The organism is Kitasatospora sp. cg17-2 (assembly GCF_054031055.1).
Genome location: NZ_CM132923.1, coordinates 5034201 through 5048656 on the forward strand (window position 1 = coordinate 5034201; position 14456 = coordinate 5048656).

Below are 14456 nucleotides of genomic sequence, written 5' to 3' on the forward strand. Positions count from 1 at the left end.
GCGGTGCCCCGCGTACGGCCCACTCCGGCATGCCGTCGGACAAATAGGGATGCATGATCAGCATTCAGGTGGATATGTGCATATAGGACGCCACCAGGAGGAGAGACTCTCGTGACCCGTTTGGACTCGGCCCGTGAGACGGCCGGCAACTTCGCGGACAACGCCCGGCAGCAGGCCTCCCAGGCCGCCCACACCGCGCGCGTCCAGTACGACCGGCACATCGCCCCCCAGGTCGGTCACGCCTTCGCCAGCCTGCCACCGGAGGCCCAGCAGAACGCCCTCAAGGCCCTGCACCGCGCCCAGGAGAAGGCGCTGGCCGCCCGCCTGTCCGCCGCCCGGGCCGTCGAGGAGGCCCGCGCCACCGTCGCCCCCCGGGTCGTGCACGCCGTCGAGGAGGCCCGCGCCACCGTCGTCCCGGTGGCGCAGGAGGCCCAGATGCGCGGCGCCGCCGCCCTGACCGCGATGCGCGGCAACGTCACCTCGGCCGAGATCGGCGACCTCGCGGCCCGCAACGCCCGCCGGTCCTGCCGGAGCGGCTGGGCCACCGGGCTGGCCGTGGCCGGCGTGGTCGCGATCGGCAGCGGTCTGGTCGCCTGGCAGTGGTGGCGGCACCGCAGCAACCCGGAGTGGCTGGTCGAGCCGCCGGCCACCGCCTCCGCCGGCCCGGTCGGCGCGCACGCCTCGGGCACCGGCGGCAGCGCCGTGAACGGCTCGGCGGACACCCCGGCCGGGGTTGCCCCGGCGGAGGACCGGCCCGCGCCGGACCCGGCCCGGGACCATGCCCAGGCCCACGGCGACGACGACCGCCCCAAGCCGCACGACCCGCGCAAACCGCACTGAAAAAGCCCGGCGGCCGCCGACCCGAACTCGGGTCGGCGGCCGCCGGGCCGTCCACACGCGGTGGACACACTGTGGAGCTTAGGAGACTCGAACTCCTGACATCTGCCTTGCAAAGGCAGCGCTCTACCAACTGAGCTAAAGCCCCGAGGTGGCACCATGCGCACCACCGGGCACAAGCGTACCCGGTCCCGGTGCGAATCCGGCGCCCCGTCCCGGCTCTCCTGCCGTGCGGGGCCGGGAACGTCCGGCCGACCCGGTCGTCAGACCGGGCCGACCGGCCCTGGAGGCACCGTCCGGCACCTCCGAAGACTGTCGATCGTCAGATCGTCCGGGGCCTCAGCGACCGGCCGGGACCGGGTCGGTGGCCTCGGTCCACAGGTCCTGCTCGGCGCGGTCCGCCTGGACCTGACGGTAGACAAAGAAGCCGCCGAGGGCGACCAGGGCGACCAGGAGAAGCTTCTTCACCGCGGGACCTCGTCCTTCTTGCGTTGACGGACTCAGCAGCCGTGCGCCGATCGTTCCGATCGGGCCGACGAGTCCATGGTTTGTTACGAGCACGAACGGGCTGTCGGCTGGCCGGACTGCCCTTGCGGCCGATGATACACACCGGTGTCCCAATCGTGACCAGCCACCGCTGCCTCCAACCGACCCGTCCGGTCGGAGGATTGACGCCACACCTCCTGTCGTACGTTCCGCCCGGCGCAGACCCTCCGCAGGGCCGTCACCGTTCCTGCCCGAGCGGCCCCGGCACCGGGCCGGAAGCCCGGTCGGGAGCGGGCGCGGACGCCGGAGCGGGAGCCGGGGCGGACGCCGTCGGCGGCACCACCACCGCCACTCCGCCCGCGAGGTCCACCCTGGTGCGCGGCGGCGCACCCTCGCCCTCCTCGTCGCGCAGCATCAGACTGCTCTGCCGCTCGTCGAGCTGGTGCTGCTTGCCGGCCGCGAACTGCGCGTGCAGCTGCTCGAAGCCGGTCGCGGATATCTGTCCCTCCCGGCCGGTCCCCCGCCAGGGCACCAGCCGCGACCGGCGCGCCCGCAGGGCCAGCTGGTCGACGAAGGACAGCGCCACCAGCACGCAGACCAGCCCCGGAATGGTCATCGCGAAGACCATCGCCATGTGCGCCACCGCCTCGTCCGTCGGAAGCCACCGGGGGAGTCCCGGCCCCGCCCGGTACAACACCCGGGCGGGGCAGGTGGTTCCGGCTCCGGGCCGGGAAAACGCCGAAGGGCCCGGAGCATCGCTCCGGGCCCTTCGCGGTGGTGGGGCTAACAGGACTTGAACCTGTGGCCTCTTCCTTATCAGGGAAGCGCTCTAACCGTCTGAGCTATAGCCCCTTGCCGCACTGAAAGATTAGCGGACCGATCGCCGATCCCCCAAATCCGATACGCCCGGCCCTCCACCGGCGCCCTCCGGGAGCGGCAGGTCGGAGGCGGTGCCCGCGGCGGACAGCCATTCGGCGCGGGTGGCGGGCAGCCGGGCCGCGCCGTCCGCGCCGGTGCGGACCGCGAGGACCTGGTTGACCCCGATCCGGTTCTCCTCGAAGGCCAGCGCGGAGGCCGCCATGTAGAGCCGCCAGACCCGGGCCCGGCCGAGGCCGACCAGCCGGACCGCCTCCGTCCAGTGCGCCTCGAGATTGGCCACCCACTCACGCAGGGTCAGCCCGTAGTGCTCGCGGAGCGACTCGACGTCGCGCACCTCGAAGCCCGCCGCCTCCAGCCTGGACACCGTGGACCCGAGCGGGGACAGCTCGCCGTCCGGGAAGACGTAGCGGTCGATGAACGGACTGGGGCGGTACGGCTCGCCGGGGCGGTCCGGCCGGCGGGCGATCTGGTGGTTGAGCAGCCGGCCGCCGGGCGCCAGCAGCCGGTACAGGTGCTCCGCGTACACCTGGTACTGGGCCTCGCCGACGTGCTCGGCCATGCCGACGCTGGAGATCGCGTCGAACGGGCCGTCCGGGACCTCCCGGTAGTCCTGGAGCCGGATCTCCACCCGGTCCGCGAGGCCCGCCTCCTCGACCCGACGGCGGGCCAGCGCCACCTGCTCCGCGGAGATCGAGACCCCGACCGCCGTCACCCCGTAGTTCCGGACCGCGTGCAGCACCAGCGAGCCCCAGCCGGAGCCGACGTCCAGCAGGCGCATCCCGGGCCGCAGGCCGAGCTTGCGGCAGATGAGGTCCAGCTTGGCCTCCTGGGCCGCCTCCAGACTCCTGGCGGCGGGCTCCCAGTACGCGCAGGAGTAGACCATCGACGGGCCCAGCACCAGGGCGTAGAAGTCGTTGCCGACGTCGTAGTGGTGGTGGATCGCGGCGCGGTCCCGGCTGCGGCTGTGCGCCCGGCCGCGGCCGTCCGGCGCCTCCTCGGCCGGCGGGGCCGGCTGGGGGCCGATCGCACCGGCCCGGAGCAGGGCGCCGGCGGCGCGGCGGCCCCTGGCGCCCAGCACGTCACCGGGGCCGAACCGCAGCTGACGCACCTCCGGGAGTTCGGCGACGTGCGCGACGGCGCGCAGCACCTCGTACAGGTCGCTGCCCGGGGCGACGTCGAGGTCGCCCGCGACGTAGGCACGGGCCAGGCCCAGCTCGTTCGGCCGCCAGAGCAGCCGGCGCAGCGCCCGACGGTTGCGCAGCACCAGGGTGGGTGCCCCGGGCGGGCCGGCGGCACTGCCGTCCCAGGTCTGCAGTCGCAGGGGCACCGTGACCCCCAGCAGCCCGTCCAGGGCCTCGACCAGTCGCCTTGCGAGCTCCGCCACCGCGCGCCTCCGTCCTGCTGTCCCTGTACGGCCGTACCGGTCCCGACGGGTGGGTCCGGGAGGGACCGGGAGGCCTGCGGCGGCCGGGAGACGCGGAACGGGCTGACCAAGCTAAGCCCACCACCCACCCGACCCGTCCGGGAGGCGCGCCGCGCACCGCGGCTGTCACCCGAAATGCCGACGGGCCCCACCGGCTGCAACAGCCGGTGGGGCCCGCTGATTCCGCCCCTGGACGGAAACGCCCCGTGCGGGGCGGGAACTGAGCCCGGGTCACGCCCGGACGGTCAGTCCTCCTCGGCCAGGGTGAGCTCGATGCCGCCGGTGAACCCGGCCGCCGCGTTGTAGATGAACGCCGAGAGCGTGGACAGCGCGGTCAGCAGCACCACGTCGACCACGGCGATCAGCGAGGTGAAGGTCATCACCTTGCCGAAGCCCACGTAGTCCATCAGGTTCAGGCCGCCGCCGTTGGTGTCCGAACCGGTGACGTCCTTCAGCGTCTTGGCGAGCGAGTCGAAGACGCCGAGCGAGTCCAGCGTCATCCACAGCACCGCGGCCGCCACGATGATGATGATCCCGACCGCCAGCGACAGCAGGAAGCTGACCTTCATGACCGACCACGGGTCGGCCTTGGTCACCCGCAGCCGGGCCTTCCTGGTCCGTCCCAGACCGCCCGCGGCCGCCGGCGGGGCGGCCGGACGGCGGGTACCGCCGGCGGGCGTCCCGCCGGGCGGGGTCGGGCCGCCGCCGACCCGGGTGCCCCGGGGCGGGGTCGGCTGCCCCTTGGTGTAGGTGGTCGGCTGGGAGAACCCGCTCCCGCCACCCGCCGGCGCACCCGGCGGCGGGGCCGGCTGGCCGCCGTACCCAGCACCGCCCTGGCCCACACCGCCCACCGGGGGCATCAGCGAGGTGGACGCGGCCGGGTGCTCGGCCGGCGGCTGCGGCACGCCGTACCCCCCGCCGCCCTGTGCTGCGCCCGGACGGCCGCCGGTGGCTCCTCCCGCAGCACCCGTGGCTCCACTCACTGGTCCTCCCGCACTTCCCACCAGGACGGCCGCACCGCCCTGCTTCGTCACTCGTCAGCCAGCGCCCGGCGGGATTGCCCGGTACTGGTCGTCGGCCGGTACCGGCACGTCGCGCACATGTGTACGGACGCGACGGTACCGGCCGACGCGGTACGAGGTCAGGCCTGGGCGGTCTGCTCGCCCGGCGCCGTTCCCGTACCTTCGGCCGCCTCGGTGGATCCGGTGGACTCGACGCCCACCTCGTCCTCGACCGACTCCTCGTCCTCGGCCTCCGCGTTGCGGGCCATGCCCACGACCGCATCGCGCTTACCCAGGTTGATCAGTTGGACGCCCATGGTGTCACGTCCGGTTTCACGAACCTCGGAAACCCTCGTACGGATCACCCCACCGGACAGGGTGATCGCCATGATCTCGTCGCTCTCGTCCACGACGAGGGCGCCGACCAGCGAGCCCCGGCCCTCGACGATCTTCGCCGCCTTGGTGCCGTAGCCGCCGCGTCCCTGGACACGGTACTCGTCCACCCCGGTGCGCTTGGCGTAGCCGCCGTCGGTCGCGGTGAAGACGTAGGTGTCCGGGCGGACCACGTTCATCGAGAGCAGTTCGTCGTCCTCGCGGAAGGACATGCCCTTGACGCCCGAGGTGGCGCGTCCGGTCGGGCGCAGCGCGTCGTCGGTCGCGGTGAAGCGGATCGACTGGGCCTTCTTGGAGACCAGCAGCAGGTCGTCCGCGGCGGAGACCAGTTCGGCGCCGATCAGCTCGTCGTCCCGGCCCTCGTCGTCCTGGCGCAGGTTGATCGCGATCAGACCGCCGGAGCGCGGGGAGTCGTAGTCCTTGAGCGGGGACTTCTTCACCAGGCCGGCCCGGGTGGCGAGGACGAGGTAGGGCTTGTCCTCGTAGGTGCGGACGGCCATCACCTGGGCGATGTGCTCGTCCGGCTGGAAGGCCAGCAGGTTGGCCACGTGCTGGCCGCGGGCGTCGCGCCCGGCGTCCGGGAGCTCGTAGCCCTTGGCGCGGTAGACCCGGCCCTTGTTGGTGAAGAACAGGATCCAGTTGTGGGTCGTCGTCACGAAGAAGTGGTCGACGATGTCGTCCTGCTTGAGCTGCGCGCCGCGCACGCCCTTGCCGCCGCGCTTCTGCGAGCGGTAGAGGTCGGAGCGGGTGCGCTTGACGTAGCCGCCGCGGGTGATCGTGACGACGATGTCCTCCTCGGCGATGAGGTCCTCGATCGAGAGGTCGCCGTCGGAGGGGATCAGGGTCGAGCGCCGCTCGTCGCCGTACTTCTCGACGATCGCGGTGAGTTCCTCGGAGATGATCTCGCGCTGGCGGACCGGCGAGGCGAGGATCGCGTTGTACTCGTCGATCTTGCGCTGCAGCTCGTCGTGCTCGTCCATGATCCGCTGCCGCTCCAGGGCGGCCAGCCGGCGAAGCTGCATCTCCAGGATCGCGTTGGCCTGGAGCTCGTCGATCGAGAGCAGCTGCATCAGGCCGCTGCGGGCGGCGTCGGCGCTGGCCGAGGCCCGGATGAGCGCGATGACCTCGTCGATCATGTCCAGGGCGCGGAGCAGCGCGCGCAGGATGTGGGCGCGCTCCTCGGCCTTGCGCAGCCGGAAGGTGGTGCGCCGGACGATGACCTCGACCTGGTGGTTGACCCAGTGCCGGATGAAGGCGTCGAGCGACAGGGTGCGCGGCACGCCGTCGACCAGGGCCAGCATGTTGGCGCCGAAGTTGGTCTGCAGCTCGGTGTGCTTGTACAGGTTGTTCAGCACGACCTTGGCGACCGCGTCGCGCTTGAGCACGACCACCAGGCGGGTGCCGGTGCGGGACGAGGACTCGTCGCGGACGTCCGCGATGCCGGCGACCCGGCCGTCCTTGACCAGGTCGGCGATCTTCAGCGCGAGGTTGTCCGGGTTGACCTGGTACGGCAGCTCGGTGATGACCAGGCACTGGCGGCCCTGGATCTCCTCGACCTCGACCACGGCGCGCATGGTGACCGAGCCGCGGCCGGTGCGGAAGTAGTCGTTGATGCCGCGGTGGCCGACGATCAGCGCGCCGGTGGGGAAGTCGGGGCCCTTGATCCGCTCGATCAGGGCGTCCAACAGCTCCTCGTTGGAGGCGTCCGGGTGCTCCAGCGCCCAGAGCGCGCCGGAGGCGACCTCGCGGAGGTTGTGCGGCGGGATGTTGGTGGCCATGCCGACCGCGATGCCGGTGGCGCCGTTGACCAGCAGGTTGGGGATGCGGGCCGGCAGGACGGTGGGCTCCTGCGAGCGGCCGTCGTAGTTGGCGGCGAAGTCGACGGTGTCCTCGTCGATGTCGCGCATCATCTCCATGGCCAGCGGCGCCATCTTGCACTCGGTGTAGCGCATGGCCGCGGCGGGGTCGTTGCCCGGCGAACCGAAGTTGCCGTTGCCGTCGACCAGCGGCATCCGCAGCGACCACGGCTGGGCCAGCCGGACCACGGTGTCGTAGATCGAGGTGTCACCGTGCGGGTGGTAGTTGCCCATCACGTCGCCGACGACGCGGGCGCACTTGTAGTAGCCCTTCTCGGGGCGGTAGCCCCCGTCGTACATCGCGTACAGCACCCGGCGGTGGACGGGCTTCAGGCCGTCGCGCACCTCGGGCAGCGCCCGGCTGACGATGACGCTCATCGCGTAGTCGAGGTACGAGCGCTGCATCTCGGTCTCGAGCTCGACCGGCTCGATGCGCATGGTCGCCGTGGCGGCGGCCTCGGGGGTCTCGGGCTGCTCGCCGTCGGGACGGTTGTCGTCGACCACTGGTGGTCAGTTTCCTTTCACGCGGACTGGTACGTGCGGGGCCTGCGGGCAGGCGTCACACGTCCAGGAAGCGGACGTCCTTGGCGTTGCGCTGGATGAAGGAGCGGCGGGCCTCGACGTCCTCGCCCATCAGGACCGAGAACAGTTCGTCGGCGCGGGCGGCGTCCTCCAGGGTGACCTGGAGGAGCAGGCGGTGCTCGGCGTCCATGGTGGTGACGCGGAGCTCCTCGGCGTTCATCTCGCCGAGACCCTTGAACCGCTGGATCGCGTCGTCCTTGGGCAGCCGGCGCCCGGCCTCGACGCCCGCCGCGATCACGGCGTCGCGCTCGCGGTCGGAGTAGGCGTACTCGAAGTCGTCCTTGCCCCACTTGATCTTGTACAGCGGCGGCATCGCGAGGTACACGTAGCCCGACTCGACCAGCGGCCGCATGAAGCGGAACAGCAGGGTCAGCAGCAGGGTGCGGATGTGCTGCCCGTCGACGTCGGCGTCGGCCATCAGCACGATCTTGTGGTACCGCAGCTTGGACTCGTCGTAGTCCTCCTGGATGCCGCAGCCGAAGGCCGAGATCAGCGCCTGGACCTCGGTGTTCTGCAGCACCTTGTCGATCCGGGCCTTCTCGACGTTCAGGATCTTGCCGCGGATCGGCAGGATGGCCTGGGTGCGCGGGTCGCGGCCCTGCTTGGCCGAGCCGCCGGCGGAGTCACCCTCGACGATGAAGATCTCGCACTCGGACGGGTCCTTGGACTGGCAGTCGCTCAGCTTGCCCGGCAGCGAGGCGGACTCCAGCAGGCCCTTGCGGCGGGTCAGGTCGCGGGCCTTGCGGGCGGCGACGCGCGCGGTGGCGGCCTGGATGGACTTGCGGATGATGTCCGCGGCCTCGTTGGGGTTGCGGTCCAGCCAGTCGTTCAGCTGCTCGTGGACGACCCGCTGGACGAAGGTCTTCGCCTCGGTGTTGCCGAGCTTGTCCTTGGTCTGGCCCTCGAACTGCGGCTCGCCGAGCTTGACCGAGATGATCGCGGTCAGACCCTCGCGGATGTCCTCGCCGGAGAGGTTGTCGTCCTTCTCGCGGAGCAGCTTCTTGTCCCGCGCGTAGCGGTTGACCAGGCCGGTCAGCGCGGCGCGGAAGCCCTCCTCGTGGGTACCGCCGCCGTGGGTGTGGATCGTGTTGGCGAAGGAGTAGACCCCCTCGGTGTACGAGGAGTTCCACTGCATGGCGACCTCGACCGAGATCGCCTTGTCCTTGTCCTCCGCCTCGAAGTCGATCACCGAGGGGTGGACCACGTCGCCCTTGCGGGAGTTGAGGTGGGCGACGAAGTCGGCGATGCCGCCGTCGTACTTGTAGGTGACGGAGAGCGGCTTGCCCTCCTCGTCGACGTGCTCGGGGCGCTCGTCGGTCAGGGCGATGGTGAGGCCCTTGTTGAGGAACGCCATCTCCTGGAAGCGCCGGGACAGCGTCTCGAAGGAGTAGACCGTGGTCTCGAAGATGTCCGGGTCGGCCCAGAAGGTGACGCTGGTGCCGGTGAGCTCGGTGGCCTCGTGCTGCGACAGCGGGGCGGTCGGCGCGCCGACCTTGTACTCCTGGGTCCAGCGGTGGCCGTCGGTGTGGATCTCCACCGCGAGGCGGGTGGACAGCGCGTTCACCACCGAGACGCCGACGCCGTGCAGACCGCCGGAGACCGCGTAGCCGCCGTTGCCGAACTTGCCGCCCGCGTGCAGGACCGTCAGCACGACCTCGACGGCGGGCTTGCCCTGGCCCGGCATGATGCCGACCGGGATGCCTCGGCCGTTGTCGACCACACGGACGCCGCCGTCGGCCAGGAGGGACACGTTGATGGTGTCCGCGTGTCCCGCCATCGCCTCGTCGACGGAGTTGTCCACGATCTCCTGCACCAGGTGGTGCAGGCCGCGCTCGCCGGTGGAGCCGATGTACATGCCGGGGCGCTTGCGGACGGCGTCGAGGCCCTCCAGCACCTGGATGGCGCTGGCGTCGTACGACCTCTCGGCCTGGTCGGTCTGGTCTGGGATCTGGCTGGGGTTGCCGGAATCGGCCACGAAGCGCCCTCTCTGGCACAGCACGGGCCGCATCCCCGCTCCCCTACGGGCGGGCGTGCGACCACGGCGTTTCGACTCGGTTGCCACTAGCAACAGTGTTTGCCCTTCAGTCTACCGGTACGACTGACATCGATGGGCGTTTGGCAGCCTCTGAGGGCAGAAATGCCGCCCTGAATCCCCTCGGGACATGTCCCGATACTCGACCGGGGGGCTCAGAGCGCCTGGAAGGGCCGTCAGGGGTTCCGGAGGATTACGGTCCGCTCCTTCCCGGCACCCTCCGGGGTCACCCCCAGGTGTCACCCGGCCCCTTGCTGCCGGGGGCCCGCAGCCGGCCGTAACCGCGCACCGGGGCGGCCGGGCCGAGCACCTTGATCGTGCGCACCGTGCCGTGGCCCAGCTCGTGGTTCAGTCGTGCCACCAACTGTCTTGCCAGCCAGCGCAGTTGGGTCGCCCAGGCGGTGGAGTCGCACTGCACCGTGAGCACCGCCGCCTCGTCGTCGTAGGAGGTCGGGGTGCAGTGCGCGGCGATGTCGGGCCCGACGATCTGCGGCCACCGGCCCATCACCCCGCCGACCGCCGCCGAGGACTCCCAGCCGCGTTCGGTCAGCAGCCGGTTGAGCGCCGCCCCCAGCGGCACCGGGTCACGGCCGTCCGAGCGGGCCCCGCTGCGCAGACCGGTCCGCTTCGCCTCGCGCTTCTCGCGCACCTGCTCACCGCGCTGGCGGGCCTGCGCCCGGGCCGCCCGCAGCGCCGAGCGCGCCAGATCGGCACCGGTCGGCCCGGGGTGCTCCGCCGACTCGCTCACGGCGATCTCCTTATCCCCACCCTGTGGACAACGGTGAGCCGTCCAGCGTACGGGAGCCGGACGGGCCCGGGCGGCGCGGGTGGGTGTCGTACGGAGCCGTCCGGAAGCGGCCGGAAGCGGCCGGGACCGGCCCGGGCGGCCTCCGGCGGGGCGGGTGCGGCGGACGGCGAACGGCGGGATCAGGCGGTGACGCGCTGGACCGCGCCGTCGGCGACCGTGTAACGGGCCCCGGCCAGCGCCTTCGGCACGTCCTCGGCGACCGCCGCGGTGACCAGCACCTGCTCGCCGCCGGCCACCAGCTCGGCCAGCCGGTCGCGGCGGGTGGCGTCCAGCTCGGCGAAGACGTCGTCCAGGATCAGCACCGGCTCTCCCCCGTCCGAGCGCAGCAGCTCGTACGAGGCCAGCCGCAGCGCCAGCGCGAACGACCAGGACTCGCCGTGGCTGGCGTAGCCCTTGGCGGGCAGCGGACCGAGTCTGAGCAGCAGCTCGTCCCGGTGCGGGCCGACCAGGGTGATCCCCCGGTCGACCTCCTGCTTGTGGACCGTCCGCAGCGCCTGGAGCAGCTGCTCCTCGGCCTCCTCGCGGCTGGTCGGCAGCTCGCCCTCGAAGGAGCTGCGGTACTCCAGCGCGGTGTCGCCGCCCCCCGGCGCCAGCTGCCCGTAGGCGGCCCGGACCAGTGGCTGGAGGGACGCCACGAGCTGCAGCCGGAAGGCCGTGAGCTCGGCCCCGGCCCGGGCCAGATGGCCGTCCCAGACCTCCAGGGTAGAGAGGTCGGCGCCCTTGCCGCCACCGGCCCTGCGGGCCATCGCGGCGGTCTTCAGCAGGGCGTTGCGCTGCTTGAGCACCCGCTCGTAGTCCTGCCGGACCCCGGCCAGCCGGGGCGCGCGGGCGGTCAGCAGCTCGTCCAGGAAGCGCCGGCGCTCGCCCGGGTCGCCCTTGACCAGGGCGAGGTCCTCGGGGGCGAACAGCACGGTGCGCAGCAGGCCCAGCACATCGCGCGGGCGGACGTTGTCGGAGCGGTTGATCCGGGCCCGGTTGGCCTTGCCCGGAGTGATCTCCAGCTCGACCAGGGTGGAGCGCCCCCGGTCGACCACCGAGGTGCGGACCACGGCGCTCTCGGCGCCCAGCCGGATCAGCGGGGCGTCGGTGGCGACCCGGTGGCTGCCCAGGGTGGCGACGTAGCCGACCGCCTCGACCAGATTGGTCTTGCCCTGGCCGTTGGGGCCGACGAACGCCGTCACGCCCGGGTCGAGGGGAACCTCGGCCCGGGCGTAGGAGCGGAAGTCGGCGAGCGACAGGTGCGCGACGTGCATGGCGGTGGACTGCGCTCGCCTTCTGTGGAGAAGCCTCGGATCCTGTGGAGAAGCCTCGGGACTACTTCGACTCGACCGCGTGGCCGCCGAACTGGTTGCGCAGCGCGGCGATCATCTTCATCTGCGGCGAGTCGTCCTGGCGGGAGGCGAAGCGCGCGAACAGCGAGGCGGTGATCGCCGGCAGCGGGACGGCGTGGTCGATCGCGGCCTCGACGGTCCAGCGGCCCTCGCCGGAGTCGGCGGCCCAGCCCTTGAGCTTGGCCAGGTGCTCGTCGTCGTCCAGGGCGCGGACGGCCAGGTCGAGCAGCCAGGAGCGGATCACGGTGCCCTCCTGCCAGCTGCGGAAGACCTCGCGGACGTCGGTGACCTCGGGGGCGGCCTCCAGCAGCTCCCAGCCCTCGGCGAAGGCCTGCATCATCGCGTACTCGATGCCGTTGTGGACCATCTTGGCGAAGTGGCCGGCGCCGACCGCGCCCGCGTGCACCGAGCCGAAGTCGCCCTCGGGCTTGAGCGCGTCGAAGACCGGCTTGACCAGGGCGACGTGCTCGGCGTCGCCGCCGTACATCAGCGCGTAGCCGTTCTCCAGGCCCCAGACGCCGCCGGACACGCCGCAGTCGACGAAGCCGATGCCCTTGGCGGCCAGCGCCTCGGCGTGCTTGATGTCGTCGGTCCAGCGGGAGTTGCCGCCGTCGACGACCACGTCGCCGGGGGACAGCAGCTCGGCCAGCTCGTCCACGGTGGCCTGGGTGGCGGCGCCCGCCGGGACCATGACCCAGACGACGCGCGGGCCCTTCAGCTCGGAGACCAGCGCCTGGAGGCTCTCGACGTCGGAGACGTCGGGGTTGCGGTCGTAGCCGATGACGGTGTGGCCGGCGCGGCGGATCCGCTCGCGCATGTTGCCGCCCATCTTGCCGAGACCGATGAGGCCGAGCTCCATAGCCAAATCCTTACCTGTGGTGACGTCTCTGCGGGCGGCGCCGTTGCCGCGCTTCCTTGAGCCTACGTGCTGGAGCGCGAGCGCCTCCCCGCGATCGGGGCCGACCGGGGGAGGCTTCCACAGGTTTGTTCACAGGGCTGTGGGCGAACGGCCCGGCGGACCGGGATCCGGCCGGTGCGCGGACCCGGCCGGAGCGCCCGGCCGGGTGTCCCGGGCTCAGCCGGAGAGGCGGACCGGCATGATCAGGTACTGGTACGCCTCGTCGGCCTCGGCGTCCACCGCGGCCTTGCCGCTGAGCAGCGCGGGCTTGGTCGGGGTGGTGAAGCTCAGCTGGGCGAAGGGGGAGTCGATGGCCTTGAGGCCCTCCTCCAGGTAGCCCGGGTTGAAGGCGATCGAGATGGCGTCGCCCTCCAGGGAGGCGTCGATCCGCTCGGTGGCCTGGGCGTCGTCGCCGGAGCCGGCCTCCAGGGTGAGCACGCCCTCCTCGAAGTTCAGCCGGACCGGGGTGTTGCGCTCGGCCACCAGGGAGACGCGCTTGAGCGCCTCCAGGAAGGGCTGGGTCTGGATCGCCGCGATCGCGTTGAACTCGGTCGGGAAGAGGCTGCGGTACTTGGGGAACTCGCCCTCCAGCAGCCGGGTGGTGGTGCGCCGGCCGGCTCCCTCGAAGCCGATCAGGCCCTCGCCCGCGCCGCCCGAGGAGAGCGCGATGGAGACGCTGTCGCCGCTGCCCAGGGACTTGGCGATGTCCTGCAGGGTCTTGGCCGGGACCAGCGCGACCGCCGAGATGTCGGACTGCTCGGGCTTCCACATCAGCTCGCGGACCGCGAAGCGGTAGCGGTCGGTGGCGGCCAGGGTGATCCGGTCGCCCTCGATCTCGACCCGGACGCCGGTGAGCACCGGCAGGGTGTCGTCGCGGCCGGCGGCGACGGCGGCCTGGCTGACCGCGGAGGCGAAGACGTCGCCCGGGACGGTGCCGGTCGCGGTCGGCATCGCCGGCAGGGCCGGGTACTCGTCCACCGGGAGGGTCGGCAGGGTGAACCGGGAGCTGCCGCACACCACGCTGACCCGCTGGCCGTCGGTGGAGATCTCCACCGGCCGGTTGGGCAGGTTGCGCGAGATGTCGTTCAGCAGCCGGCCGGAGACCAGCACGGTGCCGGCCTCCTCGATGTCGGCCTCCAGCCCGACCCGGGCCGAGACCTCGTAGTCGAAGCCGGACAGGGCCAGGCTGCCGTCCTGCGCCGTCAGCAGCAGGCCGGCCAGCACCGGCACCGGCGGCCGTGCCGGGAGGCTGCGAGCAGCCCAGGCCACCGCCTCCGCGAGGACGTCACGCTCCACCCGGAACTTCACCGGTAACCGCCTCCTGGATCGAGCGCTCCCGCTCGCACGTCTGGTTCTTCTGATCTTGGTCTTCGCCGCGGCTGTCCGCCGAGCTCCGCCGCTCCGCTTCCAGTCGCCGAGGACAGTCTGACGTACTCCACCGACAGACGGGGCAGACGGGCGGAAGCAACTCGAACGGATGTCGGTGCCCGGTTGTCCACAGATTTCGGGCCCACCTGCTTTTGAGCAAGTCCATGGGTCTATAGGTGTAGTGGTAGTAGTAGGGCCTGTGGAAACCGTGGATAACCCTGTTTTAGCAGGTCAGGCCCGGTTTTTTGTCCACAGGACATGTGGACGGCGGCTGTGGACGAACACGGCCCGCTGTGGACGGCGGAGCGTTACCCACAGGGCACGCTGGGTATCCACAGGTTATCCCCAGCTCCGTCCCCAGATCCGGACCCGGTTATCCACGGGCCCCGGTCAACTTTTCGTGACGCCTTTCACACCTGGGCATGAACGCCCGCAGAAGGTTGTCGAACTGTGGACACAGCTGTGGACAACCTGGGGACAACCTCCCTCTTCCTGGGGACAACCGGTGGACAACCCGGACGGCCCAGTGACGGGCCGCCAATTGTCCACAGCCTGTGGACAA

The 14456-nt window shown here is 71.7% G+C and carries 10 protein-coding genes, 2 tRNA genes and 1 pseudogene; 1 reads left to right on the forward strand and 12 read right to left on the reverse strand.

The window, feature by feature from the left end:
- Nucleotides 1–111: 111 nt before the first annotated feature.
- Nucleotides 112–840 carry a DUF5324 family protein gene (locus ACW14Y_RS21320; RefSeq protein WP_456982954.1) on the forward strand — a complete coding sequence of 243 codons (729 nt, stop codon included), beginning with the start codon at nucleotides 112–114 and terminating at the stop codon, nucleotides 838–840.
- 72 nt (nucleotides 841–912) lie between these two features.
- Here the strand turns inward: ACW14Y_RS21320 and ACW14Y_RS21325 are convergent.
- The 12 genes and pseudogenes from ACW14Y_RS21325 to dnaN all read right to left on the reverse strand — a co-directional run bounded on the left by ACW14Y_RS21325 (nucleotide 913) and on the right by dnaN (nucleotide 13834).
- Nucleotides 913–985, reverse strand: a tRNA-Ala gene (locus tag ACW14Y_RS21325).
- 191 nt (nucleotides 986–1176) lie between these two features.
- Nucleotides 1177–1305, reverse strand: coding sequence for a DLW-39 family protein (locus ACW14Y_RS21330; protein WP_014137031.1), 129 nt, complete (start codon nucleotides 1303–1305; stop codon nucleotides 1177–1179).
- Between the two features lie 256 nt (nucleotides 1306–1561).
- Nucleotides 1562–1939, reverse strand: coding sequence for a DUF6191 domain-containing protein (locus ACW14Y_RS21335; RefSeq protein WP_456982957.1), 378 nt, complete (start codon nucleotides 1937–1939; stop codon nucleotides 1562–1564).
- A 159-nt stretch (nucleotides 1940–2098) separates the two neighbouring features.
- A tRNA-Ile gene (locus tag ACW14Y_RS21340) sits at nucleotides 2099–2175 on the reverse strand.
- 16 nt (nucleotides 2176–2191) lie between these two features.
- Nucleotides 2192–3586: a class I SAM-dependent methyltransferase gene (locus ACW14Y_RS21345; RefSeq protein ID WP_380303718.1), complete on the reverse strand. Its 1395-nt coding sequence runs from the start codon at nucleotides 3584–3586 to the stop codon at nucleotides 2192–2194.
- A 284-nt stretch (nucleotides 3587–3870) separates the two neighbouring features.
- Entirely contained in the window at nucleotides 3871–4530 is a 660-nt protein-coding gene (locus tag ACW14Y_RS21350) for a DUF3566 domain-containing protein (RefSeq protein ID WP_456982960.1), read from the reverse strand.
- Between the two features lie 236 nt (nucleotides 4531–4766).
- Nucleotides 4767–7313 (reverse strand): DNA gyrase subunit A, encoded by a 2547-nt coding sequence (gene gyrA / locus ACW14Y_RS21355; RefSeq protein WP_266271779.1) that lies wholly within the window; start codon nucleotides 7311–7313, stop codon nucleotides 4767–4769.
- A 121-nt stretch (nucleotides 7314–7434) separates the two neighbouring features.
- Complete coding sequence (gyrB, locus tag ACW14Y_RS21360) at nucleotides 7435–9456, reverse strand: DNA topoisomerase (ATP-hydrolyzing) subunit B (protein ID WP_380303722.1); 2022 nt, start codon at nucleotides 9454–9456, stop codon at nucleotides 7435–7437.
- A 259-nt stretch (nucleotides 9457–9715) separates the two neighbouring features.
- On the reverse strand, nucleotides 9716–10237 hold the full coding sequence (locus ACW14Y_RS21365) for a DUF721 domain-containing protein (protein ID WP_328955859.1): 522 nt from the start codon (nucleotides 10235–10237) through the stop codon (nucleotides 9716–9718).
- A 179-nt stretch (nucleotides 10238–10416) separates the two neighbouring features.
- Complete coding sequence (gene recF, locus ACW14Y_RS21370) at nucleotides 10417–11550, reverse strand: DNA replication/repair protein RecF (protein ID WP_266270617.1); 1134 nt, start codon at nucleotides 11548–11550, stop codon at nucleotides 10417–10419.
- A 61-nt stretch (nucleotides 11551–11611) separates the two neighbouring features.
- Nucleotides 11612–12508, reverse strand: a pseudogene (gene gnd, locus ACW14Y_RS21375) (phosphogluconate dehydrogenase (NAD(+)-dependent, decarboxylating)); the annotation flags it as partial.
- 195 nt (nucleotides 12509–12703) lie between these two features.
- On the reverse strand, nucleotides 12704–13834 hold the full coding sequence (gene dnaN / locus ACW14Y_RS21380; RefSeq protein WP_093861215.1) for a DNA polymerase III subunit beta: 1131 nt from the start codon (nucleotides 13832–13834) through the stop codon (nucleotides 12704–12706).
- Nucleotides 13835–14456 lie beyond the last annotated feature (622 nt).